The 23,116-nt window shown below is 71.8% G+C and carries 19 protein-coding genes; 6 read left to right on the top strand and 13 right to left on the bottom strand.

Features of this window, described 5'->3' with window-relative positions; genetic code table 11:
- Positions 1-1,581 precede the first annotated feature (1,581 nt).
- From rfbA to ABD52_RS15580, 6 genes are all read left to right on the top strand, one after another.
- Positions 1,582-2,469 (top strand): glucose-1-phosphate thymidylyltransferase RfbA, encoded by an 888-nt coding sequence (gene rfbA, locus ABD52_RS15605; protein WP_047892297.1) that lies wholly within the window; start codon positions 1,582-1,584, stop codon positions 2,467-2,469.
- The gene (locus tag ABD52_RS15600; RefSeq protein WP_047892296.1) at positions 2,466-3,068 is read left to right on the top strand and encodes a dTDP-4-dehydrorhamnose 3,5-epimerase family protein; all 603 of its coding nucleotides are present in this window, start codon (positions 2,466-2,468) and stop codon (positions 3,066-3,068) included. Before rfbA ends, ABD52_RS15600 begins: the two co-directional genes overlap by 4 nt.
- Before the next feature lie 195 nt (positions 3,069-3,263).
- Positions 3,264-4,415: a DegT/DnrJ/EryC1/StrS aminotransferase family protein gene (locus ABD52_RS15595; protein ID WP_047892295.1), complete on the top strand. Its 1,152-nt coding sequence runs from the start codon at positions 3,264-3,266 to the stop codon at positions 4,413-4,415.
- Positions 4,416-4,425: 10 nt separating this feature from the next.
- Positions 4,426-5,454 carry a hypothetical protein gene (locus ABD52_RS15590; RefSeq protein WP_161801632.1) on the top strand — a complete coding sequence of 343 codons (1,029 nt, stop codon included), beginning with the start codon at positions 4,426-4,428 and terminating at the stop codon, positions 5,452-5,454.
- A gap of 6 nt (positions 5,455-5,460) precedes the next feature.
- Positions 5,461-6,618 (top strand): DegT/DnrJ/EryC1/StrS aminotransferase family protein, encoded by a 1,158-nt coding sequence (locus ABD52_RS15585; protein WP_047892293.1) that lies wholly within the window; start codon positions 5,461-5,463, stop codon positions 6,616-6,618.
- Positions 6,615-7,442: an HAD family hydrolase gene (locus tag ABD52_RS15580; RefSeq protein WP_047892292.1), complete on the top strand. Its 828-nt coding sequence runs from the start codon at positions 6,615-6,617 to the stop codon at positions 7,440-7,442. Before ABD52_RS15585 ends, ABD52_RS15580 begins: the two co-directional genes overlap by 4 nt.
- On the opposite strand, the gene ABD52_RS15575 is transcribed toward ABD52_RS15580, so the two are convergent.
- The 13 genes from ABD52_RS15575 to ABD52_RS15515 form a co-directional block, all read right to left on the bottom strand.
- The gene (locus ABD52_RS15575) at positions 7,409-8,254 is read right to left on the bottom strand and encodes a glycosyltransferase family 2 protein (protein ID WP_053065401.1); all 846 of its coding nucleotides are present in this window, start codon (positions 8,252-8,254) and stop codon (positions 7,409-7,411) included. The genes ABD52_RS15580 and ABD52_RS15575 overlap by 34 nt on opposite strands.
- Before the next feature lie 10 nt (positions 8,255-8,264).
- Positions 8,265-9,350, bottom strand: a complete 1,086-nt coding sequence (locus ABD52_RS15570) for a glycosyltransferase (RefSeq protein WP_047892291.1) — start codon at positions 9,348-9,350, stop codon at positions 8,265-8,267.
- 40 nt (positions 9,351-9,390) lie between these two features.
- Entirely contained in the window at positions 9,391-10,464 is a 1,074-nt protein-coding gene (locus tag ABD52_RS15565; RefSeq protein WP_047892290.1) for a hypothetical protein, read from the bottom strand.
- On the bottom strand, positions 10,461-12,104 hold the full coding sequence (locus ABD52_RS15560) for a carbamoyltransferase C-terminal domain-containing protein (protein ID WP_047892289.1): 1,644 nt from the start codon (positions 12,102-12,104) through the stop codon (positions 10,461-10,463). The genes ABD52_RS15565 and ABD52_RS15560 overlap by 4 nt, the downstream gene beginning before the upstream one ends.
- Positions 12,105-12,200: 96 nt before the next feature.
- On the bottom strand, positions 12,201-12,869 hold the full coding sequence (locus tag ABD52_RS15555) for a hypothetical protein (protein ID WP_047892288.1): 669 nt from the start codon (positions 12,867-12,869) through the stop codon (positions 12,201-12,203).
- Positions 12,860-13,984: a glycosyltransferase family 2 protein gene (locus tag ABD52_RS40215; RefSeq protein WP_047892287.1), complete on the bottom strand. Its 1,125-nt coding sequence runs from the start codon at positions 13,982-13,984 to the stop codon at positions 12,860-12,862. Before ABD52_RS40215 ends, ABD52_RS15555 begins: the two co-directional genes overlap by 10 nt.
- Before the next feature lie 60 nt (positions 13,985-14,044).
- Positions 14,045-15,829, bottom strand: a complete 1,785-nt coding sequence (locus ABD52_RS15545) for an ABC transporter ATP-binding protein (RefSeq protein WP_053065400.1) — start codon at positions 15,827-15,829, stop codon at positions 14,045-14,047.
- Complete coding sequence (locus ABD52_RS15540; RefSeq protein ID WP_047892286.1) at positions 15,826-17,670, bottom strand: ABC transporter ATP-binding protein; 1,845 nt, start codon at positions 17,668-17,670, stop codon at positions 15,826-15,828. Before ABD52_RS15540 ends, ABD52_RS15545 begins: the two co-directional genes overlap by 4 nt.
- 88 nt (positions 17,671-17,758) lie before the next feature.
- Positions 17,759-19,312 (bottom strand): beta-ketoacyl synthase N-terminal-like domain-containing protein, encoded by a 1,554-nt coding sequence (locus ABD52_RS37505; protein ID WP_161801631.1) that lies wholly within the window; start codon positions 19,310-19,312, stop codon positions 17,759-17,761.
- 35 nt (positions 19,313-19,347) lie between these two features.
- Positions 19,348-19,578, bottom strand: a complete 231-nt coding sequence (locus tag ABD52_RS39810; RefSeq protein ID WP_047892285.1) for a hypothetical protein — start codon at positions 19,576-19,578, stop codon at positions 19,348-19,350.
- Positions 19,575-19,823 carry an acyl carrier protein gene (locus ABD52_RS15525; protein ID WP_152748258.1) on the bottom strand — a complete coding sequence of 83 codons (249 nt, stop codon included), beginning with the start codon at positions 19,821-19,823 and terminating at the stop codon, positions 19,575-19,577. Before ABD52_RS15525 ends, ABD52_RS39810 begins: the two co-directional genes overlap by 4 nt.
- A 71-nt stretch (positions 19,824-19,894) precedes the next feature.
- Entirely contained in the window at positions 19,895-21,253 is a 1,359-nt protein-coding gene (locus ABD52_RS15520) for a class I adenylate-forming enzyme family protein (RefSeq protein ID WP_047892283.1), read from the bottom strand.
- Between the two features lie 135 nt (positions 21,254-21,388).
- Positions 21,389-22,876: an aromatic amino acid ammonia-lyase gene (locus ABD52_RS15515; RefSeq protein ID WP_161801630.1), complete on the bottom strand. Its 1,488-nt coding sequence runs from the start codon at positions 22,874-22,876 to the stop codon at positions 21,389-21,391.
- Between the last annotated feature and the right edge of the window lie 240 nt (positions 22,877-23,116).

The following is a 23,116-nucleotide window of genomic DNA, read 5'->3' as shown; positions in this document are numbered from 1 at the left end:
CCTCAGCCCGAACGAGTACGAGACCGCCTGGCACAGCCGCCAGACCGAGCCAGCCGAGCCACCAATCGCCACCCCTGCGCCAGCCGGCAGCAGGTAACCACCGCTCCATCAAAGCGGGGGGAACTCAATCCGACACCGGTCCACCCGTCAGCTCACCCAGCACGACGCGGCGGCCAGCCATCAACCCTGCTATCCAGCAGAACCGCCGAGCCGCCCGGCGAAGCGACAGCCAGCAGCATCTGCAGCGCTTGACGCGAAATCAAGAGACCAAAATGCCGCCTCATCCACAAACGCAGAAGAAGCGGCAGGTCAGAGCGTTCCAAGCCGAGCATGCCGGCGGCCAGCCATGCACACGGTTACCGCCATCAAAGATCATCCATTACCGGATGTTACCGCCGTTACCTGGGAAGATCTCCATCTCCCCAGGTCAACCGGTCGGGACGGCCGGATTCGAACCGACGACCCCTTGGTAACGGAAAGTAGCCGAAGTGGGCTTGTCATTACTTGCCTGAGATGGTCGTTGAGCTGCAAGGACGTCGCTAATGCCTCACCGGCTCTTGTCACTCTTCGCCAAGAATTGGCTTGGGTTTTCGGGGGGTAAACGGGGGGTCGAAGGTTGAGCGTCCGCCACGCCTGACCGTCTATCAACCGGTCCTGCCAGCTTTATAGATCGTGTACCGACCGGACTTGCGGCAGCCCGTCCTCGGTCAACACGATCGTCACCGGAACCTCACGCGGTGACGATCGCTCGGCCGTCTCGCGCAAGCTGCGGTGCGCGGGACATTCGCACGATGGCTGCAGCGGGTCAGGGCACCCGACGAGGGCAGACATCAGCCGCTGGACCCCGTCGACGTCGACCGGCCACGACCAGTCCATGTCCCACGGCTCCTCCCACGGCGGGTGGAAGCAATCGTGATCAAAGCGCACCAGAAGACCAGCACCACACTCCGGGCAGGCCACCACCCTGCTCCAGCGATAGTTGACCTGGTGCCCCGAGGCACCGTGCGGGACACCCCAACTGCTAATGAGCACAACCGTGCGCTGATCCGCCCGACACACGACACAGATGCCCATGGCCGCCCCTCCCCTGCCGCACGCCCGCAACCACACCGTAGAAATCGACGACTGGACCGCCCCGGATCTTGTAGAAATCCCCGGGGCGGTTCCGCCTGCTGCCGAGCACATTGGTAGAGACGAACTGTCGCGCGCCTGCGATGAACGGTCCACGTGGGACTCTGCCGCCAAGTGCACGAGGGTCTTGACCCGCCACGGCGTCGTCCACCACACGCGGATCGCAGATGTCAGCGCACGAAGCGCAGTCTCAGGTCGTTCAACACCGGGACAAGGTTGCCCGAGTAAGTCAGCTTATCAAGGACGGTCAACATGTCGGGCGCCGGCAGCTGACCGTCCGCAACGCCATGGACCAGCCGCCCAACTGCATACGCACGTATGCGGAGCGATGAAGCCGGCACCGCCGGCAACAAGGATCCTCAAAAGTCCGTGACCTTAAGTCGCGAAGGCGTTCCGCGCACAGCATCCGGGGGTCGGCGCCAGGCGACAGTGACCCGTAAAATCCGTGTGATGCGCGGAATCATCCTGGCCGGGGGTACCGGTTCCCGGCTCTGGCCCATCACCAGAGCAGCCTCGAAGCAGCTTATGCCGGTGTACGACAAGCCGCTGATCTACTATCCGCTGTCCACACTGGTCGTGGCCGGTATCCGAGAGATCCTCGTCGTCACGACCCCGCAGGATCGGGGCCAGTTCGAGCGCCTGCTGGGCGACGGCAGCCAGTTCGGGCTCAACCTACGCTACCTCAGCCAGGACCGGCCGGAGGGAATCGCCCACTCCCTAGTCATCGGCGCGGACTTCATCGGCGACGACTCGGTGGCGCTGATCCTCGGTGACAACATCTTCCATGGTGTTGGTCTGGGCCGGCAGTTGGCCGCTTACCGCGACCCAGTCGGTGGTCGGGTCTTCGCCTACCCAGTGGCGAACCCCGAGGCGTACGGGGTGATCGAGTTCGACGACGACGGACGGGTGCTGTCGATCGAGGAGAAGCCGACACGCCCGAAGTCCCGGTACGTGGTTCCCGGGCTCTACTTCTACGACAACCGGGTGGTCGACATCGTCCGCAAGATCGCCCCCAGCGCACGTGGGGAACTGGAAATCACCGACGTCAACGAGGTCTACCGGGAGATGGGGGAACTGTCCGTCACGGTGCTCGACCGGGGTATCGCCTGGCTCGACACCGGCACCTTCCCGTCCCTCATGCAGGCCGCCGACTTCGTTCAGGTCATCGAGGAGCGCCAGGGCATGAAGATCGGCTGCATCGAGGAGGTCGCCTGGCGGGCCGGCCTGATCACCGACACGCAGCTGCGGGCGCTAGCCGAGCCTCTGATCCCCAGCGGCTACGGCGAATACCTGCTGCGACTGCTGCCCGCACAGCCGAGTAAGCAGGTCGCGCGGTGAAGATCCAACCGCTGAGCATCGAGGGAGCCTGGACGGTCGAGCCGGAACAGCACACCGACTCCCGCGGGGTGTTCCTCGAGTGGTACCGCGCCGACCGACTCGCCGAGGTGACGGGCCACGAGTTCCACATAGCCCAGGCCAACCTGTCGGTCTCCGCGCGCGGCGTGGTGCGCGGCATCCACTTCGCCGACGTCCCACCGGGGCAGGCCAAGTACGTCATCTGCGTCCGGGGCGCCGTCCTCGACGTCGTGGTGGACCTGCGCGTCGGCTCACCGACATATGGCCGCTGGGAGGCCGTCCCGCTGAACGACGTCCAACGGCGGGGGGTATACCTCGGCGATGGGCTCGGCCACGGCTTCTGCGCGCTCACCGACGACGCCGTGGTGAGCTACCTCTGCTCCACCAGCTACGACCCGACGCGGGAGCACGCGGTGCACCCGTTCGACGAGGAGCTCGGCATAGACTGGCTGGTCGACACGCCCTCGGCCTCCGCGCGCGACGCCGCCGCCCCCACCCTCGCCCGGTTGCGCGAGGCCGGGTTGCTGCCCCGCTACGACCGGTGCCGACCGGCCGGGGCCATCCCGCCCGATGCCGGCTGACAACCCGGGACGCGGTGTCCCGCACCGTTCCCAAGTGGACCACTTCCGGCATGTGTGACAGGTTAGGGATGCGGTGATCGCAACGCCCTCAGTGGTGAGTAGTGGGAGGAGACGGTTCGACAGCGGGGCCACCGCGACCCGCGCCACGCGGCCCCGAGCGGTCGCGCCCAGCCATGTCGCTGATGAGGAGATCGGATGCAGCAAGCCTGGAGGACGCAGGCACGCCCGTATCTCGGGAGTACCGAGCAGGCGGCGGTTCAACGCGCCATGTCCAGTCCCATCCTCGGACGCTCGCCGGAGACGGAGCGCTTCGAACAACGCCTGGGTGAGCTGCTGGACAACCCGTACGCGGTGGCGGTCAGCTCCGGCACTATGGCCCTCTACCTGGCCGTGGCGTCCTGCATCAGCCCGGGGCAGGAGGTGCTGGTCCCGTCGTACACCTTCTGCGCCACCGTGCAGGCGGTGCTCGCGGCGGGCGGGGTGCCGCGCTTCGTCGACGTCGACCCGCAGACCCTGGCCGCCGGTCCCCGGGAGTTCCTCGCCCGGTGGACCGACCGGACCAGGGCGGTCGTTCCGGTGTTCTTCGCGGGGGCCGCGACCGACCTGTCGGGCCTCGACGAGGTCGCCGCGTCCTCGGGCGCGACGGTGGTGGTGGACGCCGCGCACGCGTTCGGCACCCGGGACGTGGGGAACGGCGAGCACCTGACCTGCTTCAGCTTCGACCCCATCAAGAACATCACCACCGGCGACGGAGGGGCCGTCATGGCCCGCGACGAGGCGGAGTACCGCAGGCTCATGAGCATGCAGATGCTCGGTATCTCCGAGCAGCGCCAGGAGCAGCGGTGGGGCGTCATCGGCTACGAGGTGACCTCCTTCGGCTTCCGGTCGCACCTGCAATCGATCAACGCAGCCATCGGCCTAGCCCAGCTCGATCGTTTCGCGGACATCCGGGCCCGCCGGCAGTCCCTCTGGCAGCAGTACGCCGAGGCGCTCCGGGGGACGGACGAGGTCCAGATCGTGCCGGTCGACATCTCGCGCACGGTCCCATTCAACTTCGTCGTCATGGTCCCGGGCCGGGACCGGGTCCACGCCCGCCTGCGGGACCAGGGGATCGGGGTCGCCGTCCACTACCCGCCGAACCACCGCCAGCCAGCCTTCCGTCAGTACCATGACGGACCCCTGCCCGTGACCGAGCGGGTGTGGGAGCGGGTGCTCAGCCTTCCCTTCCACCCTGCGATGGACGCGAACGACGTCGACCACGTCGTGACCGCGCTGCGTGCCGCCCTGCCGTCGCACCGTCCGCGTACGCAGACCCTCCCGATGGTCCGATCCGCCGGAGGCGCCTGAAATGCAGTCCGTGGCACCATCCCCCACGCCCGTCCGGGCGATCCACGTCGACTGGACGGCGCCCCGCCTGTCCCAGGGCGACGACCGGACGTCGCTGCACCAGTCGTCACCGCTCGGCCGGCTCGCGGACGCGGTCCTGCGGCTGCACGGTATCCTCGCGTGGCGACGCCTGGGCCCTGCCGGCGCCCGCGCGGAACTCGTCACCGACACCGCCGGTGCCGAGGAGGCCGACCGGGCCGGGCACCTCGACTGGTACGACGGGTACTCCACGGAGCTCGACGACCTCGGGGAGCTGAACCTCGACCCGCCGCGTTTCTTCAGCGCCGGCAAGTTCTACGCGTTGTCCCGCACCGACACCGACACGGTTGTCCAGGACCTGGACTTCTACCTCCGGGACCGGCCCCCGCGCCCCGGGCCGGACGACGTCACGCTCACCCACGACGAGCTGCGCGAGGCCGCGGTGTACCCGAAGCTGTCGGACCTGTGCCAGGACCTCGACTGCACCAACCGCTTCCAGCCGTACGACGACGTGGACACCCTGCCCGGGAACACCTCGTTCCTGTGGGCGGGCAGCGTGGCGATGGCGCGGCTCATCGGTCGGACATCGCTGGACTTCTGCCTCGCGCACCCCGACTCCCTGCCCCGCTGGGACGGCGACTCGATCGGCGTGCTGCTCTGGGCGGAGCAGTGGCTCACCCCGGCCCTCACGCTGCTCAACGGCGGTCGGGTGCACCGGCTGACCACCTCGATCTGGGACACCCGGATCTCGGAGTGGACCGACGACGCGCCGCGCAGCGAGTACTACCACCACACCTGGATCCAGCAGAAGGCGCTCGCCCAGCAGTTCCCCGAGCTGCGCGTGGCGTACTGCTGGTACCTGCTGTCCGACCTGATGGCCCGGTGCCCCGGGGCGATCGACACCATCGACAACATGTCCCTGACGTCGCAGGAACGCCAACTCGTCGACCATGTCGCGCGGGTGGACGACCCCACCCGGATGTGGCTGGACGTGTCGGCGGCGCAGGCCTTCGGAAAGTAGCGTCTGATGACTGACTCCGCCCACCGCACGGCCGTACGCCCCGGCCCCGACCCCTCGGCCACGGCCCGTGTCCCCGCGGGCCGGCTGCCGGCGGACGAGGCATGGCGGCACGACATCGCCCGAGGCGTCGAGCGGGTGGTGGCGAGTGGCCGCTTCACGCAGGGCGCCGAGGTCGCCGCCTTCGAGGAGGAGCTGGCCGCGTACACGGGGGTCCGACACGCGCTCTGCGTGAGCAGCGGCACGGCGGCGTTGCAGGCGATCTACGAGGCGCTGGGGCTGCGGCGGCCCGCCGTACCGGTCAACACCTTCGCGGCCACCGCCACCGCGGCGGTACGGGCCGGCGGGACGCCCGTCCTCGCCCCCGTCGACGCGAACCTGCTGCTGTCCGGGGCCTGGGACCTGCCGTCCGACCTCGATGCCGTCGTCGTGGTGCACGTGGGCGGCATGCTGCCGCGCGACCTCGCGGACCTGCGGGAGACCTGCCGCACCCGCGGGATGGCGCTCGTCGAGGACGCCGCGCACGCGCTGGGCAGCACGGCCGACGGGACGCACGTAGGCGCCCTCGGCGATGCCGCCGCCGTCTCGTTCTATCCCACCAAGATCGTCACCGCCGGCGAGGGCGGGGCGATCCTGACCGACCGCGACGACGTCGCCGAGTCCGTACGGATGCTGCGCGACCAGGGGAAGGTTTCGTCGGGCTCCAACATCGTGGGCGCCGTCGGGGCCAACTGGCGCATGTCGGAGTTCCACGCCGCGGTGGGCCGGGTGTCCCTGCGGCGGCTGGAGGACGGGATCGCCCGCAAACGGGAGGTCGCCGCCGATCTCGACCGCGTCTTCGCCACCTGCGGCGGAATCTCCGTCGCCGAGGAGCCGTCGGAGCACCGGTGGAACCGGCACCGGTACGTCGTCTCCTTCGACGACCAGCAGTCCCGGGCCGACTTCGAGGCGCGCCTGGCGGCACGGCACATCTCCTGCCCGCCCGCGGTCTTTACGCCCTTCCTACACCGCCAGCCCGCGCTGCTGCCGCACGTCGACGCGGGCCACCTCCCGCCCGACGCCGGCCAGTGGCAGGACCGGCACCTGTGCCTGCCGGTGCACGCCGACCTGACCGAGGCGGAACACCATCACCTGCTGGACGTGGTCACCCGCTTGGCGTCGGGTTGACCGCGGGAGATCTCGCGGCGATCGTCGAACCGGGCCTGTTCACCGGGCGGGCCGGCAGGGACGCGGCGCTGAAGCCGGCCGAGGGCCCGTGCCGCCGGCACTGGCGCGGCGTGCTCGCCCTGGACTTCGGCGGCACCATCGCGTTCGAGGCCGACCAGGACGGGCTGCACCGGGCCCGCCGGCGGCACGGCGTCACGGCCGCCGCACGATGGGGTGTCGCCCCCGCGCCGGCCGGGGCCGCCTGGGAACAGGCCGTGCGGACCATGCGGACCGTGGAGCGCAGCGGGGTCCCCGTCTCGGCCCGGTGGCTCGTCGAGGAGTTTCAGCGGATCCTGGGCGTCGACCCGGACCCGTCGGACACGGACGACCTCGTGGGTGTCGTGCTGTCACCTCCCGACCATCCCCAACAGCTGCGCCCGCGCGCCTCGATCGCCACCCAGCTGCGGCGACGGTGTGACCTCGGGCTGCCGCCGGCGGGAATCATCAGCAACACCGGGCCGTCCGAGGCGGCCTTCAACCTGGACTGGCTCAGGAAGCAGGAGCTGCTCCGCCTCCTGAGCCCGTCCGGTCTGCTGTTCTCCGACGCCGCGGGGCTCGGCAAGCCCCGGCGAGCCGTCTTCGCAACGCTCGCCGAGGCCATGGGCGTACGGGTCGATCAGATGCTCGTGATGGGCGACGACCGTGAACTCGACGTCGAGGCCGCCCTGCGCGCCGGCTGCGCGGCCTGCCTCGTCGACGCGGACGCCGCCCGGCCCCTGCCCCTCTGCGCGGCGTGCGGCGGCGTCACCCGCTACTCGCCACCCCGGCCGCGTTCCGACGCGTAGCGGTCCCGGGCCCGCCGCAGGCAGTCCTCCAGCTCCGCCTCCGTGTCCGAGGCCGGCAGGTACGGCTCGTCGTCGACGCCCAGGCCCCGGATCCGGGCCAGCACCTTGATGAGATCGGCCTGCGTCTCCTGCACGTCGCCGTGGACGAACGACGCGTTGCCCACGTCGTAGAACTTGCGGAAGGCGACCTCCGACAGGATCGTCAGGAGGCTCACCTCCGACAACCGCAGGAACAGGTCGTAGTCGCTGGCCACGTCGATGCCGCGGCGGTACCCGCCGACGCCGAGGACGACCCGGCGACGCATCATCACCTCGGGGTGGTAGAAGAGGTTCGCGTCCAGCAGGGCTGCCCGGACGTCCTCGCCACCGAGCGTCACCGCCCGCCGCCGCTCCTCGTACGCCTCAGCGCCCCGCCTGCTGTCGGCCGGGTAGCTCGGCGGGAAGACATTCTCCACGAAGCAGCTGACCAGGGACAGCTTCTCGTCGGCGTCGAGCGACTCGACCTGCCGGGCGAACCGCTCGGGCAGGCTCTCGTCGTCCTGGTCCATCCGGGCCACGTAGTCCGACCGGGCGATGCGCAGCGCCTGGTTGAGGGCGTCGCTGATGCCCTGCCCCGTGGCCGGTACGACGGTGCCCGGCATCCCGTGCTCCCGCAGGAGCGTCCGGAGCAGGTCGGCGGACCCGTCCGAGGAGCGGTCGTCGATCGCGACCACCTCGAAGTCGCGCAACGACTGCCGGGCCAGCGAGTCGACGGCGCGAGCGAGCGTGGCGGCGCCGTTGTGCACCGGCATCAGCACCGAAACCGTGGTCATGGTCTCCTCCTCACCGGGCTCCGGCTCGCCGGATCGCCTCGCGGTAGATCGGCGTGTACTCCCGGGCCACCCGGTCCATGTTCAGCTCCCGCTCCGCGCTGCGCCGGCATTCCCGGCGGTCGATCGTGTCCACTCTCTTCACCGCGTAGACCAGGTCGTTGACCGAGTCACAGACGAAGCCCGTGACCTCGTGCCGCACCAGTTCCGGTACGGCGCCGCGGTTGGCCGCGACCACCGGGGTGCCCAGCGCGAGCGCCTCCGCCATGACCCGCCCGAAGGGTTCGGGCCAGCGGATCGGGACCAGCAGGCAGCGGGCGGAGCGCAGCAGTTCCAGTCGGGCGTCGCCCAGCTCGCCCAGGTACTCGAAGGGCGTGTCGGCGTGTTCGCGCCACAGGTCGTCGAGGAACGCCTCGTGCGCCTCCTGCACGGCCGGCGCGGCGTCGAGGACGCGGGGACGGCCGGCGATCCGCAGGGGGATGCCGCTGCGTCGGGCGACCTCTAGGGCGCGGTCGACGCCCTTGCGTCGGGTCAGCTCGCCGACGAAGGCCAGGTGGTCCGAGGCGCCGTCGAGGCGGGGCGTGTACGCCTCCACCAGCACGCCCTCCAGGACGGCGGCGTACCAGGGCAGTTGCGGCGCCTTCGCCCGGGTGGAGGAGCTGTTGGCCACCAGCACAGCCTTCGCCGGCAGCCGCCCCAGCAGCTGCTGCACCTCCGGCTCGCCGGTGTCGGAGTAGACCGAGGCGACCACCCCGACGTCGGCGTCCAAGAGCGTGTCGATCATCGGGTAGCCCCACGGCCCGTGCAGGTGCACGACGTCGAAGCGCTGCCGGATCGCGTCGTCGACGGCCCACCGCAGGTGCGTGGTGTTCGTCGGCCGGTCCCCCGCCTCGTCCTCCTGCAGGTCGCGGGAACGCAGGCTGGGCACGATCGAGGACGTCGTGCAGGCGTCGATGGTCGAGTCGGTGGAGCAGTACAGGTGGGGCGCCGCGCCGGCCCGGGCCTGGACCGAGCAGAGTTCGTGGATCACCCGCTCGATCCCCCCGTACCCGGTCGGGGGGATGGCGCCGTGCACCGGGGCGATGTGGCAGATTCTCATCAGGTCTCCTCGTGCTGTCGCGGGCGTCCGGAGCGGTCGCCTAGGCGGGATGCGTGGCGGCCGGCGCGGTGCCGGACCGGCGGACGACCCGGGGCTGGCCGGCGTCGCGGTGTCCGCCCGCCACCAGCCACTGGTCCTCCGAGCCCGAGGGGAGGAAGCAGTAAGAGCCCTTCAGCGCCAGCGCGTCCACCACCTCGGTGCCGGTCCGCCCGGCACGGACCGGTCCGCCGGGCAGGTCGAGCAGGGCCGTCGCCAGTTCCTCCGTGGACCGGTGGATGGCGTCCACCCGGAGCGCGATGTCCTCGATCGTGTTGACGAAGTGGGCCTGGAGGGCCCGGATCAGCCGCTCGGCCGGTGCGAGGTCCACGTCGAGCCGGGCCAGCTCCGCGGCGACGTCCGGATCGCGGCGGCAGTGGTTCACCCCGTGCACGAGCTCCGCGTGAGTGAGCAGGAAGAACCCCCGCAGGGCCGAGATGGGCCACCACACGGTCCGGCTCCGCCACTCCGGCGCGAGCGTGCTCAGCTCGGCGCCGAGGGTCCGCAGCGACCCGAGCCAGGAGCGGAGCCAGGACGGCAGGGGTTCCGGGTCCACCGGGACCAGGGTGGCGGGCTGCGACAGGGCGTGGCCCAGCTCGTCCCGGTCCACCTCCACCCGGGTCGTCTCGTGGACCTCCGTGTCCCACACCGCCAGCTCGCCGTCCACCGCGTCGAGCAGCAGGACGTGGTCGCGGTAGTGCCGCCTGCCGTAGCGGGAGCTGAGCGGCCAGTGGAACCGGTCCACGTAGGCGACCATCGGCCCGGACAGGCCCTCGGCCGACACCCGGTGGGGTGCCGGCGTCCCGGGTGACCAGGGGAGCTCGTCGTTGGCCAGCTCCACCTCGAGCCCGCGGAACCGGCGCGGTGGCCGGTGGTCGAGCAGGTCGGCGGCGGCCGGCAGGAGAGCGCGGGCGATCGTCGCGTGGTCGCCCGCCCCGGCCCGTGACAGCGCCAGCGCGAGCGCCATCCGGTAGCAGCTCAGGCTGTCGCCCGGCCCGCTGGACGCCAGGGCCGGCAGCCAGTTGGGGTACGGGTTGACCGTCAGCGGCAGCGCGCGCCGCTCGTCCGGCGCGCTCACCGCGGTGCCCGGTCGTGGCGCACCCAGGCGACGCCGTCCAGGACGACCGCGTCCAGCGAGCAGTCCAGGGCGGTCCGAGCGACGTCGTCCAGGGACCGGGCGATGGGCATCCCCCGCACGTTCAGGCTCGTGTTGATGACGACGCCGTGGCCGCGTCGCTCCTTGACGGCCAGCAGCAGTTGCCGCAGCCGGCTCATCGCCGGCTCATCGCCCACGGTCTGCACCCGGGCGGTGTCGTCCACGTGTACGCCGGAGGGGACGAGCTGGGGTGCCACGCAGTCGAGCACCTGGTTCATGTACGTAACCGTCCGGCACCCGCCGAACAGCGCCGGGGTGTCCTCCTCGATCACCACCGGCGCGAACGGGCGCCAGCCCTCCCGCTGCTTGATGGTGTCGTTGAGCCGGTCGCGCGTCCGCTGGTCGAAAGCGCTGGCGAGGATGCTCCGGTGACCGAGGGCCCGCGGCCCCACCTCGGAGCGGCCCTCCGCCCAGCCGATGATCCAGCCGTCGAGCAGCCACCCCGCCACCTGGGTGCTCCACTCCCGGTCGAGGGGGACGCTCCAGTAGCCCGCTGGGGGGTCCCGGTCGACCGCGCCGAGTTCGCTGCCGAGGAAGGGACTGTCCAGGTCGACCCGGGGCGAGCCGAGCGCGAGCAGCGCGGCGCCGAGGCTGCTGCCGGTGTCCCCGACGAACGGCGGGACCCAGTGGTGGCGGTACGGGGAGGACGCCAGCAGCCGGCCGTTGGCCAGGGAGTTCAGGAAGACTCCGCCGGCGCAGGCCACCTCCTCGGCCCGGTGCAGGTCGAAGGAATGGGCGATCAGACGGGCGAGCGCGTCCTCCGCCACCGCCTGCGCGCTGGCAGCGATCTCCAACTGCTGGGGCGAGTAGAACTCGCCGGGCGCCGCCGTCCCGGGGCCGATCGCGGCCACCAGCCGACTGCGGATCTCCCGCTTCAGCTCGTCGGGCGTCCGGTCTTGCCCCCCGTCCAGCTCGAAGGTCACCGGGTCGAAGACCTCCTTGGTCAACAGCTCGACCTGGGTGGGCTGCCCGTACGCGGACAGGCCCATCAGCTTGCCCTCCTTCTCGACGCCGTCCAGACCGAGCCAGTCCGCCACGGCCTCGTACACCAGGCCCAGCGAGTGGGGAAGTCGGCGGCTCCAGAGGGTACGCAGGCCCTGCGGGGTCCGCACGTGGATGCCCGCCGTCTGCACCTCCCCCACCCCGTCGCAGGTCACCCCGGTCGGGTCGGCCGTGGTCGCGGTGCACATCGCGGACGCCGCGTGGGCGGTGTGGTGGCGCACCTCGGCCACGGTGAGGAGATTGGGCAGCCGGGCGGCCAGGGTCCGCACGAGGGTGGCGTACCCGTCGCCGGCCCGGGCGGCGACCGGGTCGGCGCCGGCCCCCGGGGCGCGCAGCAGGTGGTGGGCCTGGATCCGAGGGAAGGTCAGGTGCGTGACGTCGCGGGGTGGCACCGAGAACTCGTCGAGGACCGACCACACCCACTCTGCGGTCGCGGCCCGGGTGCTTCCCTTGACTCCCGAGTACCGCTCCTCCTCGGCGAGGGCGACGATCACCCCGTCCTCGCGGACGATCGCCACCGACACATCATTGCCCAGTGCGTTGACACCGACGCTGTACATGTTCTCCTCCTCCCGGCGCAGCGGCCTCACCCCGGCCGCGAGGGGCGTTCTTCCCGTTCCCGCCGCCCGTCCCGGCGGGAGGTCCACACCAGATCGTCAGGGCGACATCTCCTCGTAGTAGCTGCCGACGGAGAACTCGACGTCCCGGTACATGCTCCGCTGGCTCGACGGCGCGAAGAGCGCCGCCGGCACGACCCGGAAGTCGGTGCTAACGCGGGTGGTGGACGCGGTGCTGATCCGGTTTCCGTGCTCCCAGTTCGCGCCGTCGAAAACGAGCACCTGGCCGGGCTGGCAGGGCACGCACCGGTGCTCCCCGGCCCCTTCGGCGATCTCCATCCAGAGCGCGTTGCTCTCCTCCAAGGGGGTCAGGGGAAGCCAGAAGTTCAGGCCGTTGACGTCGTGCCCGTCCTCCCGGTCCCGGTGCATCCCCCGGACGCCGAGGTTGCCCGGGAACTGCACCCGGAAGTTCGGGATCCGCTGGTACACGACGGGCTCGCCGATGAGCGGCAGCACGAACTCGCGGACGAAGCTCCGGTGCACCTCCCGGAACGAGTCGGAGATCTCGTAGAGGGCCTTGTGCATGTCGGTGTGCTGCTCGGTCCCCCGGCCGAGCAGTGGCGCGGAGAAGTGTCGATCGCCCTGCTCCGGCGGGAAACCGAGGTGCTCGGTCACCACCTGCCGGAACGGCCAGCGGTCCTCGTCGTAGTCGAGGACCAGCGGACCCGGGGCGAGGAGTTTGCTCTTGGCCGTCGGTGCTAGATCCACTCTTCTTCACCTTCCCGGTTCGGGGGCGGTTGCGGGGTGCGGCCGGCGGCCGCAGGGAGGCCGAGCCGTTCGACCGCCTGGACGAAGGCCCGCTCGCGCTCGTCGCGCGAGTCGAGCCGGAGAACGTTCGGGTGCCGCAGCAGGTCGTCCGCCACGAAGACCTGCCGCGTGCGCGCCAGGAACCGCCGACCGGCGTCCGGCGAGACCACCCCGAAGGAGTACGCCATACCGGAGATGTAGTCGGCGTAGAAGCCGATCGGGCTCTTGCGGCTGATGGAGTCCTCGAAGCCGCCCACCGCCAGCTTGCTGAGCTGGTCGACCTGCTCGTCGCCGACGGTGTCGCAGGGCAGCCGCACCTTTCCCGGACGGGAGTCGGCGTACGGGGCGGCCCACTTGAGGTTTAGCACGGCGGCCTCGGGGTTCTGCAGGATGATCTGCGGTCGTCCGCGCACCCGCTTGAGGCGTTGGGCGAGGACCGTCTCCATGCCGTAGTGGGTGCCCCAGGGCAGCGGCGCGAAGCGGCAGCCGGCGGGACGCCACGCGGTGAGGCACAACGCCGCCCCGCACGCGTTCTCGACGTCTCGCCACACGGGGGTGTCGGCGCCGGGGGTCAGCACCTGGTCGAAGCCGTGCCGGGCCCGGCCCCGCTCGACGTCCCACGCGTAGTCCGCGCCGCCGTCCGGCGCGGGGACCGCCAGCGGCGCGGACCGCAGGACCGGAAGCTGGGCCAGCGCGGGCCGCCGGGCCGACAGGGCCGCCGTCAGCAGCTCCAGGCATCGCGTGCTGAGCAGGATCCCGTCGTCGTCGACGAGGAGGACGTGGTCTCCCGGATGCTGCGCCAGCGCCAGGTTGCGCATGTCGTGCAGCTCGGCGCCTCGGGCGAGGGCGTGAACGCGGGCGGGGACGGGCAGGTCGGCGACGGCCCGCCGCAGCGCCCCGGCGGCAGGACCGTCCTTGACCACCACCAGGTGATCGGGCAGCCGGGTCTGGGCGGCGATGCTGTCGAGGACCGCCGACAGCGGCGCGGCCAGCAAGTCGCCGTCCGTCTGGTCGCCCCGGACGGAGGTGCAGATGCAGACGACGAGGCGAGGAGCTGTGCTGTCCCGGTCTCTCATCTCGTTCCCTCCTGTCGGCGCTTATCCGGTGGGCGGTGGGGCGTGCGCCCCCGGCCGCGGCTACGGCGCATAGCCGCGTGCCTGGATGCCGTACAGCTCCGCGTAGGTGCCGCCGAGCCGCAACAGCGCCTCGTGCGTGCCGTCCTCGATGATCCGTCCGCCGTCGACGACGAGGATGCGGTCCGCGCTGCGCACGGTGGAGAAGCGGTGGGTCACCAGGACGGTGATGCCGTCGGCGGCCGAGTCGCTGCGGGCCCGCGCGACGTACGCGTCGAAGATCTCGTTCTCGGTGTGCGCGTCCAGCGCGGCGGTCGGCTCGTCCAGGACCGTCAGCTTCACGTCGGCGCGCATCATGCCGCGGGCCAGCGCGATCCGTTGCCACTGGCCCCCGGACAGGTCCACGCCGCCCGGCCAGCCGGCGCCGAGCTGCGTGTCCAGCCCGTGCGGGAGCCGGGCCACCACCAGATCGGCGCCGCCGTCCGCGCAGGCGCGGGCCACCCGGGCCGCGTCGTCGAGGTGGGGCGGATCGCCCAGTCCCACCGCCTCCCGGGCCGTCAGCTCGGGGCGGGTGTAGTCCTGGAAGGTCGCCGTGACGAGGCGCTGCCAGGCGGCCGGGTCAGCGTCGCTGACGACCGTCCCGTTCACGGCGATCGTGCCTTCCGTCGGCGCGTACAGGCCCAGCAGCAGGTACGCCAGCGTCGACTTGCCGGCGCCGTTCTCGCCGACGACGGCGACCACCGAACCGTCCGGGATGGTCAGGTCGATCCGGTCGAGGGCGCGCCGCGCCGAGCCGGGGTAGCTGAACGACACGCCGTCCAGCCGGATTCCGCCCCGCCGCGCGTCGATCTCGCGGGCCGGGCGCTGATGGTCCCGCCAGTACGCCGACAGGGCCTGAAAGCGCCGGACGAACTGCAGGGTGTCCGCGATGCGGCCGAAGGCGTCTACGACCTGCACCAGTCCCTGCTGGATCTGCCGCGCGGCGACCGCGGCGGCCACCACCACGAAGACCGACGCGGTGCCCTGCATGAGCGAGTAGAGCAACCAGCACAACGTCCCGCCCATGACCAGCGTGGTGGCGAGCCCGTCCTCCAGGACCGTGAGCAGCGCCGACCGGCGTGCCGCGCGCAGCCGGGGCGCCTGCCACGCGTCCAGGCTCGCCCGCAGCCGCCGGACGATCCCCCGCCGCATGCCCAGCACGCGCACCTCCATGCCGTGGTGCGGGTCGAGGCAGAGCTGCCGCAGGTGCCCGGCGCGCCGGCCCGCCTCCGCCGACTCGTCCTCGGCGGCCTGTTGCCAGGAGAGCCGGAGCCGGGCCCCCAGCCAGGACGGGACCACGGCGAGGGTGAGCAGGAGCAGGCGGGGGTCGACCACCGCCGAGACGACGATCAGCACCAGGGCGTTGGCGATCACGTCCAGCGCCTGGATGAGCCCCGACATGCCGCCGCCGAGCCGCCCCTTGTTCTGGTGCAGCACCTGCATCTGGTCGGCGAAGTCGGGATCGTCGAAGTGCGAGATCGTGGGCAGCGACGCGGAGATGCAGGCCAGCCTGCGCTCGAACGCGAAGCTCACCTTCTCCGCCATCGACACGTGGTAGGTGGCGCCGACGCCGCGCAGGACCCAGCCGGCGAACACGCACAGCGCGATGGCGACCAGGGCGATGACGAAACGGGTGTCGTCGCCCTGCTCGATCCCGGCGACCGCGAGGGCGACGAACCACGGCAGGGCGCCGAGCGCGAGCGCCGCGACGGACTGCAGCAGCGAGCGCAGGAAGTCCGGCCGCGCGTGCCGCCAGGCGGTACCGACGAGCAGCCGGAGTGCGTTGATCTGACCGGAGCTGCGGGTCATGCCTCACCTGCCGTGATCTCGTCCCGGAATCGCTTGGCCTGGGTCCGGAACAGTTCGGCGTAGTAGCCGTCCCGGGCGAGCAGCGACTCGTGGCTGCCGTCCTCGACGATCACCCCGTCGCGCAGCACCAGGACCCGGTCGACGTGCCGCACCGCGGAGAGGCGGTGGGTCACCAGCAGGGTGGTGACGTCGCCGACGACGTCGAGCAGGCGTTCGAAGAGTTCGGCCTCCGACCGCGCGTCGAGGGCGGCGGTCGGCTCGTCCAGGACCAGCAGCCCCGACGCCCCGGAGCGGACGGCGAACAGCGCCCGGGCGAGCGCCACGCGCTGCCACTGCCCGCCCGACAGGTCGGTGCCGCCGACGTACGCCGAGGACAACGTCGTGTCCCCGCCAATGTCGTCGCGCCCGGGCAGGCCGCCGAACGCCCGCAGCACCTCGCCCACCAGCTCCGGCTCGGGATCGGCGTCGATATTTCCGAGGGTGATGTTGTCGCGCAGGCCGAGCTCGTAGCGGCCGAACCGTTGGAACACCGCGGCCACCCGGTGCCCGCCCGGGCTCAGCACCTCGCCGCCGCGGCGCAGCTCGACCTGCCCGGCCGTCGGCGCGGACAGCCCGCACACCAGCCTGATCAGGGTCGACTTCCCGGCACCGTTGGCCCCGACGACGGCGACCGACTGGCCGGCCGGGATGTGGACGGTCACGTCGTGCAGCACGGTGTCGTGCCCGGGGTAGGCGAAGGACACGCCGTCGAACGCGACGGCGACCGGCCCCGATCCGGCGACGGGCCGGTCGGCGACGGCCGTGGCGGCCATGGCCCAGGGGCTCTGCTCCAGGCGGTTGAGCAGGCGCAGCGCCGTGCTGGCCCGTGCCATGTCGTAGCCCTGGAGCCCGAACTCCCCGAAGAGCGCCATCAGCAGCAACGCCTGCAGGTAGACCGCGACCGCCGCTGCGCCGACGCGCCCGTGGCGGACGTCCAGCGCCAGCCAACCGAGCACCAGGCCGTACGCGATCAGCACGTACGTGCCGAGCAGCACGGTCCGCAGCGACTGGCTGCGGACCGCCCAGACGGTCCGCATGGCGGCCGTCCAGACCCGGTTGATCCGGTCGTCCATCCAGGGCAGCCAGTGGAAGAGACGGACCTCCTTGGCGGCGGGCCGGGTCATGAGCAGGTCGCGCAGGTACCCCGCCTGTCGCCGCTCGTCGCCCATCGCCTGGGTGAACATCTCGTAGACGACCTCGAACCAGCGCCGCACCTCGGACGCCATCAGGCCGAGCGCGCACAGCACGACCACCGGCGCCCACCAGTGCCACGACAGCAGGACCGCACCGGCGAACAACCCGGTGAGCCGCGTGGTGACCAGGGTGACGGTGGCGTCCACCGAGCGTTCGAAGACGCCCTCACGATGGTGTTCGGCGGCGGCGAGCAGCTCTGCGGAGACGGCGGGATCCTCCAGGTGCGCGATGCCGTCCCCACCCATGCCCAGCATGGCCAGGCGCAGCAGCGAGGCGGACTGGACCGCCCGCGCGAGGTGCGCCGTGGCGATCCTGAGCAGGCCGGTCAGGACACTGAGCGCGAACCCGGCGACGAGGAAGAGCGCGACCGCCTGCCAGGCGCCGCGCGCCTCCGGCGACGACCACCCGGCCCCGCTCGCCCGCGGGAGGGCGGCCACCACCCGCCCGATGGCGATCAGGACGACGCTCGGTCCGGCGGTGACCGCCAGGCTCAGCACCCCCACCACGAGCGTCCACCCGGGCGCGCTGGCCCAGAACGTACGCAGGAGGACACCCGCTTCGGAGGCGCGCGTCACCCAGGCCCGGGTGGCAGCGGCGATCGCGGTCATGGGTCGGCTCCAAGGTGGGTTGACGGCGGTCACGTGGTGCGGGCGGGGCAGGCGCGGCTCGTCGACCGGTCGCCCCGGCGCCTTCGGCCTACCCGGCGGCGTAGCGGAACAGCGCCGCGTCGGCCCCGCCGGCGCAGCGGTGGCGGACCACCAGCACGGCGTCGCAACCGTCGGTCGCGGCGAGTTCGTCGGCGATCCGGCGTACGTCCGGATGCGTGGGATCCTGGTCGGCGGCGAACGTCTGGTGCGCCTGGCGCAGACCCCACTCCTGGGCGACCCGGCCGAGGATGCTGGCGGGGGTGCCCTGCACGAAGAGCGGCGGGGGGATCCGGCTGCCGCTGTCCAGCTTCTCGGCCACGAGGCGGTGGTTCTCGGCGTCGCCGTCCGGGGTCAGCAGGATCACGGCCGTCCTGATCAGCTGGTCCGCGGTAAGCGCCGCGGCGGTCAGGCACCGCTCGGCGGCGCTGTGCACCGCGGGCGGGAAACCGGATCCCATGAACCCCGGTACCGGCTCGGGGTCGACCACCGCCGGCACCGTGGCGACCAGCGCTCCCGGGCGTACCGGCGTGGCCGGCCCCGGTGCCGGGTAACCCGGGTGCGACAGCACGAGCGCCGTGTTCGACCCGCCGAACGCCATGTTCATCGACAGCCCGAACCGCACCCGCTGCGGGCTGGTCCGGACGGCCACCGAGGGGGAGAGCCGGTTGTCGGGGGTGGCCCCCGGCGAGGCGGGCACCTCGGAGCGGCCCATCGCCTCGTGCAGGAGGGCGGCCTCGACGGCGCCGGCCGCCTCGAGCAGGTGCCCGGTCGCGCCCTTGGGTGCGTGCGTGGGCGGCACCTGCTCAGGACTGCCGAAGATGTCGCTCAGGGCCCGGGCTTCCGCCGTGTCGCTGACCCGCGTGCCGGTGCCGTGAACGCTGATCACCGCGATGTCGCCGGCCGGGATCCCGGCGACGGCCAGCGCCTTCGCGACGGCGTCCGCCATCCCGCGCCCCTCCGGATGCGGCTCGTACTGGTGGAAGCCGTCGCCGGCGCGGCCCCAGCCGCACACCTGCAACCGCGGGCGCGGGTGGGCGACCTCCCGGCCCGGCGCGGCGGCGGCCCGGAGCACGAACATCGCGGCGCCGTCGCCCAGCAGCACGCCGGCGCGGCGGGTGGTGTGCGGGAACGGTCGTTCCGCGGTGGTCAGCGCCCCTCCTGCGTCGAAGATGGCGAAGTTCTCCCGGTCGACGAGCCGCGTCGCGGCCACGAGGACCGAGTCCGCCCAGCCGTTGGCGACGGCCGACGCCGCGTCGATCAGCGCCGAACTGGACGCCACGCACGCGCCCGTGTACGCCCGGTCCCACCCGCCCGGGCCGCCGGAGCGCCCGGTACGCGAGACCACGGCCGGCAGGGGTGGCACGGGCTCATCCGGGCAGCTCGCTACGTAGGCCCGATCGACAGTGAGGCCGTCGGGACAGGCGCGCTCAACGAGGGAGGTCAGCAGCTCGGCCGCGCTCAGGTCCGTGTCGAGGAACGCCCCAGAGCGACACCGCATGCCGTCGGTGTCGAAGCGCTTGGTCAGGCCGAACGCCACCCTTCCGGCCACGAACGCCGCGTAGGACTTGGGCAGGTCCCCGCCGAGGGCGGTGACGACGTCCACGACTTCCACCGCGACGGCACGCCGCCCGACGCCCATCACGCCCGCTGCCGATCGAGCAGCCGGACGACGTCCGCGACGGTCCGCACGGTGAGGAAAGCCTCGTCGTCGGTCGGCGCGGGCCGCCCCGACCAGTCCTCGTAGCAGTGCAGGATCCAGGTGAGGTTCAGCGAGGAGACGGCAGTGTCCTCGTCGGCGCCGGGGACGCCGGCTTCGTCCAGCCAGATGATCACCTGGTCGCGTACCAGTCCACTCGACGGGGACGTCACGGTCGGGAGCCTTCGCCACCGGCCCGCGCCTCGACCAGCTCGACGAGGTCGCCGAAGGTGAGGTCCACCATGGAGTGGATCTCCTCATCCGTCAGGTTGACGCCGTGGGCGGCCTGCAGGCCGAAGGAGAGCTCCAGGCGCGAGAGGGAGTCCAGGTCCAGGCCGCCGGGGCCCAGCGGGGTGCTGGGCTCGACGTCGCTGCGGAAGTTGCACTCCTTGAGGACCTTCCGCAGGGAATCTGCCACGTCGTCCATGATCTTGCTGACCTCCGACACTCGAGCGGGATCTTCGTCTGAACGGGGACTGCCGGTGCGCGCTACCGCTGTGGCAGGCCGGGATACCGGGCGACCTGCCTGCTCACCTTGCCGCTCGGGGTACGCGGCAGGTCGGGCAGGACGTGGACACCGTGCGGACGCATGTACTCGGGGAGCCGGCCGATCGCCCGCCGCTCGTCGTAGCCCGCCTCGTCGCGTACCTGCACGAAGGCGTCCAGCCGCATCCCGGTGATGAACACGACGGCGTCCTGGATCGACGGGTCGGCCCGCAGGTGGGCCTCGATCTCGGCGAGGTAGACCTTCTTGCCCCCGAGGGAGATCTGGCCGTCGGTGCGCCCGAGCACCGTGACGGTGCCGCCGTCGTCCACCCGGACGGCGTCACGGGTGTCGAACCACCCGTCGGACCACCTGTCGTCCGCCGACCCGTGACCGACGTACGGGGATGCCTCCCGCGCCAGCCACAGCGCGCCGTCCGGCCGGACACTCGGGCGGACCCGCGGTCCGAAGCGCCCCACCGAGCCCGGCGTCGCGCCGTCGAGGTCGGCGGCGATCAGCCCGACCTCCGTCATGCCGTACACCTGCCCCGCGGTGCGTCCCCCGAGCGACGCGGAGGCAGCGATCCGATCCGCCTCCTCGCGGGACAGGCCACCGCCGGAGGTGTAGACGGCGTGCAGGTTCGCGGGCGCCGCCGCCAGCGAGCTCAGCATCAGCACCTGCGACGGTACGGAGAGCAGGCGGACCGGGCCGGCGCACGCCTCCACTGCACCGAGAACCCCCCGCGGGGTGAGCGACTCGCACAGCACCAGCTGCGCGTCGTTGGCCAGCGCGGTGACCAGCCCGCCGTACACCCCCCAGGCGGACGCGAGCGACGCGGCCAGCACGATGCTCTCCCCCGGTGCGGCGAGGCCGCCGAGCGCCCGGTAGTCCTCGATCTCGCCGTCGATGTCGGCGTCCGAGCGGGCACAGAGCTTGGGGGTGCTGGTCGTGCCGGACGACACCTGCAGCAGCGACGCCGCGGACCGCCGTCCCGCGCCGCCGCGGCGGACGGTCACCGGCCGATCGACGACGCACCCACGGCTGGGTGGCAACGGACGGTCGGACCGGATCTCGTGGGTCGCGCCGACGACGGAGCCCACCGCCGTGACGACCTCCCCGGGCAGCCGGTGGTCGAGGACGACGGCCTGGGCCCCGAGGTCGAGGACGGCGAGCAGCCGCACGACGAACTCGACGCTCGGCACCGGCCGGAACAGCAGGCAGGAGCAGTCGCCCACGCCCGTCTCGCGGAGCGCTCCGGCGGCCCTGGTCACGGCTGCGCGCAGCTCGGCCCTCGTCAGCACCACGGCACCGGCCCGCAGGACGGGACGCTCGGCGGAGCCGGACCTCAGAAGCCGTGGGAACATTCCTTGCATTCTCCCGTCCACTGTCGAAACGTACAACCGATGCCCATTGGTGTCCTAATGTGACCTATCCCCGCAGGTCCCCCGACGGCGGCCGCCGAACTGCTCGGGCCGGCGCGGGGCGGGGACGAGCGGGCCTCAGCGCACGTGCTCCCCGGCGAAGGTGTGCAACGCGTCGGCGACGGTACGGACCTCGCCGTGCAGCGGCCGGTCGTCCTCGAAGGCCGCGGAGAGCGACAGAAGGGTGGCGGTCCAGTCGTCCCGGGAGGTGGCCTGCGCTCCGGTGAGGCGCAGGATCTGGGCGACCGCGAGCCCCAACGAGCCCAGCACCAGGTCGGCCAGGTCGAGTTGCCGCGCCACCCGCAGGGCGCTGGTCAGCGCCATCGGGACGACGTCCTGGTTGTCGACATTGGCGGGCACCGGCGTCACCGTCGCCGGCGTCGACAGCATCCGGATCTCGGAGAGATAGGCGCAGGCCGCCAGCTCCACACCCGCCAACCCGCTGTTGGCGCCGGGACGACTGGCGAGCAGCGGCGGCAGATTGCCGTTGCTGGCGGGGTTGACCAGGAGCGCGAGTTGCCGCTCGGCCACGTACGCGACCTGGTGGACGAGGGTGACGTGCTGGTCGGAGGCCAGACCCTGGGTGACTGCGTAGAAGTTGCCGGCGTGGAAGATCCCGTCGGTGCTGACCACCGGATTGTCCGAGCAGCCGTGGACCTCCCGGCTCAGCACGGCATCCGTCGCGTCGAGGAAGTCCAGGACGCTGCCCACGATCTGCGGCACGCAGCGCAGCGAATACTGCTCCTGCAGCTTACGCGCCGACGACGCGTCCTGCGGCTCGGTGATCTGCGCCCGTACCCAGGACGCCGCGAGCCGGTGACCGGCCGAGTTGCCCCGGGCCAGGGCCACCACCTCGCTGTACGGCTCGGCGTTGCCGCGCAGGACGTCCACGATGACGCCGGTCAGGGTGGCCAGGATCCAGCACTGCCGGCGGATACGTACGTGGTTGAGCACGGTGGCCGCCAGGCTGGCGCTGGTGCCGTTGACGAAGGCCAGCGCCTCCCTCGCGTGCCAGACGAACGGTTCGAGGTCGAGCGCGCGCAGTGCCTCACGGGCCGTCGTCACCTCGGATCCCCCGTCGGGCGACCAGGCCATCCCCTCCCCCGCCAGGCAACTGGCGGCGTGTGCCAACGGGATCAGGTCGCCGCTGGCGCTCACCGAGCCGAGGGACGGCACCACCGGGACGAAGCCGGCGTTGAGCATCCGGGCCAGGACGCTCCACCGCTCGGGCTCGATCCCCGAGAACCCCCTGGTCATCCCGCGCAGTCGCATCTCCATCATCAGTCGGGTCGTCTCCCGGGGCAGGTGGGGACCCTGCCCTACCGACAGGTGCGCGATCAGCCCGAGCCCGTGCCGCGTCGGGTCGTCGTCGGCAGAGAACTCGGCCAGCGGACCGAAGCCCCGGGACACGCCGTAGATCGGCAGGCCCTTGCTCGCCGTCCGCTCCAACAGCTCGTGACTCTCGCGCATCTGCTCCTTCAGCCCCGGGGTCAGCATGAGCGAGTGCTCATCCGACAGGAACTCTTCGAGGGTTGGTAGAGCATTCGTCTGAGAAGTCGTTGCCATGCGTCCGAACACTAGTCGATGTGCCACCGACCCCGCAGTCCAGCGCACGACGGCGCTCCTGCCGGCTACGCACCTTACGCCGGCGGCCGAACCGTTAGCCGGCTTGAGATCTGAGAGCGTGTTTGAGAAGGTCTGTTGTGGACGGCGTGGTGGCATGACTTCCACCGGCGAGACGGGCAGGGTGGCGCGGTGTCTGCACGCCGTGGCTACCCCTCCGACCTGACCGATGCCCAGTGGGCG

It is taken from the genome of Micromonospora sp. RV43 (genome assembly GCF_001029515.1).
GTDB classification, from domain to species: Bacteria; Actinomycetota; Actinomycetes; order Mycobacteriales; family Micromonosporaceae; genus Micromonospora; species Micromonospora aurantiaca.
This window is presented reverse-complemented; position numbering and strand designations above follow the sequence as displayed.